This window comes from Streptomyces sp. KLMMK (assembly GCF_036961605.1).
GTDB classification, from domain to species: Bacteria; Actinomycetota; Actinomycetes; order Streptomycetales; family Streptomycetaceae; genus Streptomyces; species Streptomyces telluris.
The window spans coordinates 1-3,865 of record NZ_JBAMDC010000517.1; the positions used below are offsets into that span (position 1 = coordinate 1).

Sequence of the window (3,865 nt, forward strand, 5' to 3'; positions counted from 1 at the left end):
GCGGCCCGCGGCTGATTCGCGCAACGGTCCGATCGACGAAGGGACGACCATGGTCAAGCCCGGCACAACGGCAACGCTCGAAGCGCGGTACCAGAACTCGTCCGGCCGCGCGGCCGGATACCTGCCGCGCTTCGTCGGGGGGCGACGTCTTCCAGTCCTTCCTCTCCGGTGCGGACTACCACCGCTGGAGCACGCCGACGACGGCGCGCCGGTCTTCGTCAACGGGCGGATCGCCACCGCGAAGTGAGCCCGGCCGGCCCGGGGCCGGCCTCGCGGCGGACGGCGCTCCCTTGCGGGGGTGGAGGAGGGCGCGCCCTCCTGCACCCCCGCAGGGCGTTTCCGGGCCCGTACGCGACGGGACCGGATCAGCTGACTAGCATGCGCATGCCACACCCTCGGGAGTTCCCCGCTCCTTCCCACCGACGAAAGCCCCGCATGCGCATCAAGCAGACCCTCGCCGCGGCCGCAGCGGCCCTCATCGCCCTCTCCGCGGTCACCGCGTGCGACGACAAGCCGGAACCCGGCCGGGGCGGCGCCACGGTCCCGGCGAAACCGGGCGCGCCCGCCCCTCAGGCGGGACCGCCGTCGGCCGGCTCGACGGCCGACGCGCAGAAGTTCCTCCGCCAGTACGCCTCCTGCGAGAACCTGGCGACGGGCGGCCCGGGTGACGTGCGCCTGCGGTCGAGCAGCGTCAAGGACGTGGGCGGGTCCGTGGCCGGGCTCGGGGTCTGCAGCGACCTGCGCGAGAACGGCGCGATCGGCATCTTCCTGACGCCGGACATGAAGAAGTTCCAGGAGGCCTACTACCAGCAGGTCATGGACAAGATCGCAGCCGGCGAGCCGGCGTACGGCCTGTACAGCCGCGTCCTCGTCGGCAAGGACTTCGTGGCCGAGCCGACCTCGGCCATGACGGCCCGGGCGCTCGCGAAGTCCGGCATGCGCGTCCTGACGTGCAACCCGACGTTCGGCGTGCCGGAGGGCCGCAAGAAGGAGAAGGCCCTCGCCGGCTCCTGCGTGCTGAGCGACTTCGTGCACACGGCGGACGGCCCGGGTGACGGGAGCCCGGAGCCCGGGGCCTCGCAGGGCGGGCAGCAGAAGCCGCCGGCGAACCCCGGCCTGCCGAGCGCCGGCAGCCTCTCCGAGCTGAGGAAACTGATCGCGTCCAGCGTCGACTGCAAGCGCTTCTCGACGGATCCGGAGACCGTCGCCATCCGGTCCATCGACTACGAGCCCTTCATCGACGGCGACGCGGCCGCCTGGGGCGTCGGCGAGCGCGGGCTGTGCGGGCAGCCCGGGGGCGCACAGCGCGCCCACGGGCTGGTCTGGCTCGACAAGGTCGACGACATGGCCGCCCTGCAGTCGCGCGCCAAGGCCGTTCAGCTCAAGGAGATCCAGGAGAACGGCGGCCGGCCGAAGGCGACGAAGAGCATGCTGCTCCTCGGGGGGAACGTCGCCATCGAGACCAACGATGCCTCCTCCCGGTTCGGGCTGTACCAGCAGCAGTTCTTCCGCCTCGAGTGCCGGCCCGGCTTCACCACCCCGCAGGGCTACCGCTCCGAGAAGGCGGTGGTGGACGGCTGCGTCCTGACCAACTACGAGCCCGGCGGGATCACGCCTTGAGGTAGGAGGCCACCTGGGACAGCAGCCCCTCGTCGGTCAGGAACCCCAGGTGCGTCACGCACGGGAGCAGGGTGTTGACCGCGCCGTCCAGCACGGTGCTCGTGAACGGGTTGATCACCCCGTCGCACGGCGAGTACCAGGTGCGGTAGCCGACGGCTCCGGGCGTCTCGTCGCCGGAGGCGAGTCTGCGGAGGAACGCCGAGCCGGGCGTCATCTCCACGCAGGAGGGGGAGACCACGGTGCAGAGCCCCGCGGTGTACGTGCCGTGGTTGCTCCCCGCCAGCGACGCCATGTGCGCGATGTCCGCGGCGCCGCCCAGCTCCTTGGCGTACCAGAGGGAGACGAGGCCGCCCATGGAGTGGTTCACGATGTCGACCTTCTGCGCCCCGGTGTCCTTCTTCACCTTCGCGACGAAGCCGGCCAGCCCGCGGGCGCTCGCTTCGTTCGAGGCGAGGAAGTCGTAGGCGTACGAGAAGAGTTCGCTGTCCTTGTAGCCCGCGCCGCGGAAGGCGGTGCGGGCCGGGTCCCAGATCACGGAGTCGCCGAGGTAGCCGTGGACGAAGACGACGGGAGTGCGCGCGGAGGCGGCCTCGGCGGTGCCGGTGGCGGCGGTCCCGGTCGTCAGGACGGCGGCCACGGCCGCCGTCAGGGCCAGGGCGCGGCTGATCTTTCGCATACGGTCCTCCAGGGAGTGGACTGCCGGGCGACTGCGGAGAGCATGCGTCCGCCTCCGGGGGCCACGCATCGGCGAAATCACCTACCCAGCGGTTTTACTTGTGGGTAACTTGCTGGCAACGCACCCCTTCCCCGCCGCCCTCCGAACGCCGAGGAGCAACCGTGCGCGACTCCCAGGCCGTACGTCGTCCTAGCTCCCGCCCGCGGCCGCCCGGCGACAGAGCGGGCTCCACGCGACGCCTGCACGTGCGGTGCTCGTCCGCCCTCCTGCGGGCCGCTGGGCGCACGGAGGAGGACGGCGCGCGCGACCGGCTCCTCGTGGCGGCCGCGGACCACGCCCAGCTGGCCGGGCGCTCCCCGCGCGCCACGGTCCTGCGCACGCTCTCCGTCCGCCAGAAGGCCGCCTCCGCCGCCCGCGGGCAGCAGGAACTCGCCCGCGGCCTGCACTCCTTGCGCACCGGCGAAGTCATCAACGCGCGCGAAGCCCTGCGCCTGGCCGCCGCGCTGTTCCGGCACGCGAACCGCACGGACGAGGAGCTCGCCGCCCTCCTCCACGCCGCGGAGGCGAGCTGGACCGCGGGCGACCGGACCGGATACGCGGGGGCCGCCGAGCGCCTCGGCGGCCACGCCACGGCGCCCCCTGCCGTGCGCGACTACTACCGGGGCATCGCAGCGGCCCTGCGCGGCGAGCACGCGCTGTCCGTCCCGCTGCTCCGCGCGGCCTCCGGCGGCGTGCCCGCGGCGGACGGCCGCACGCACCTGCTCGTCCACGCCTGCCGTGCCGCCCTCATGCTGGGCGAGGTGTCGCACGCCCGGGACCTGGCCACCCGTGCCCTGGCCCGGGCCGCGGCGCCGCAGCGGGCGACGCCCGAACTCCTCGGCCTCCTCGCCCTGGTGGAACTCGTCGCCGACAACTACGCCCGCGCCGCGGCCCACGCCGGGCGGGGTCTGGAGGCCGCCCTCGCCGCCGGCCGGCCCAACGCCGCTGCGCAGCTGCGCAGCACGCTCGCCATGACCGCGGCGATCCGCGGGGACGCCGCCGCCTGCCGCGACCACGCCCGCTGGGCGCTCGGCACGGCACAGGCCCACGGCCTGATGGTCCCCGCGCTGCTCGCGACGTGGAGCCTGGGCCGGCTGGACCTCGCGCACCAGCAGCCGCGGGAGGCCGTCGAGCGGCTGCGCCCCCTCGTCCTGGGCGAGTCGGGGGTGCACCACTTCGCCTGGCGTCTGCAGGTCATCCCCTCCTTCGTGGAGGCCGTCGCCCTGGCCGTCGCCGAACTCCCGGCCCCGGCCCGCAAGCGCGCCTGCCGCCAGGCCCGGCTGATCCTGCGGACCCTGGAGGACTGGGCGGCGGTCAACGGCGACCAGCGGGCCCGGGCCGCGGCCCTGCACTGCCGGGCCGTGCTGTCGGCCACCGCGGACCCGGCCACCGCGGACCCGTGCTTCGACCGGGCGCTGTCGCTGGTGGAGCGGGTGGGCTCCGAGTTCTCCCAGGCCCGTACGAAGCTGGCGTTCGGCATGGCGCTGCGGCGCCTGCGCCGGCCGGCCGACGCCCGCGGCTGTCTCTTCC

General features: G+C 74.3%; 3 protein-coding genes and 1 pseudogene. 3 read left to right on the plus strand and 1 reads right to left on the minus strand.

All coding sequences use genetic code 11. The features are described from left to right. On the plus strand, positions 1-247 hold a 247-nt coding region (locus V7793_RS34715), incomplete at its 5' end, for a hypothetical protein (RefSeq protein WP_336013679.1). A gap of 188 nt (positions 248-435) precedes the next feature. Next, the gene (locus tag V7793_RS34720) at positions 436-1,620 is read left to right on the plus strand and encodes a hypothetical protein (protein WP_336013680.1); all 1,185 of its coding nucleotides are present in this window, start codon (positions 436-438) and stop codon (positions 1,618-1,620) included. Here the strand turns inward: V7793_RS34720 and V7793_RS34725 are convergent. Continuing rightward, entirely contained in the window at positions 1,610-2,296 is a 687-nt protein-coding gene (locus V7793_RS34725) for an esterase/lipase family protein (RefSeq protein ID WP_336013681.1), read from the minus strand. The two genes, V7793_RS34720 and V7793_RS34725, sit on opposite strands and share 11 nt — an antisense overlap. Positions 2,297-2,541: 245 nt before the next feature. Here V7793_RS34725 and V7793_RS34730 point away from each other — a divergent pair. Then, a pseudogene (locus V7793_RS34730) lies at positions 2,542-3,865 on the plus strand (LuxR family transcriptional regulator); the annotation flags it as partial.

What these genes read in the sequence shown, in the direction of transcription:
- V7793_RS34720 (WP_336013680.1), top strand. Translation starts at nt 436, where the DNA reads ATGCGCATCAAGCAGACCCTCGCCGCGGCCGCAGCGGCCCTCATCGCC.
- V7793_RS34725 (WP_336013681.1), bottom strand. Translation starts at nt 2,296, where the DNA reads ATGCGAAAGATCAGCCGCGCCCTGGCCCTGACGGCGGCCGTGGCCGCC.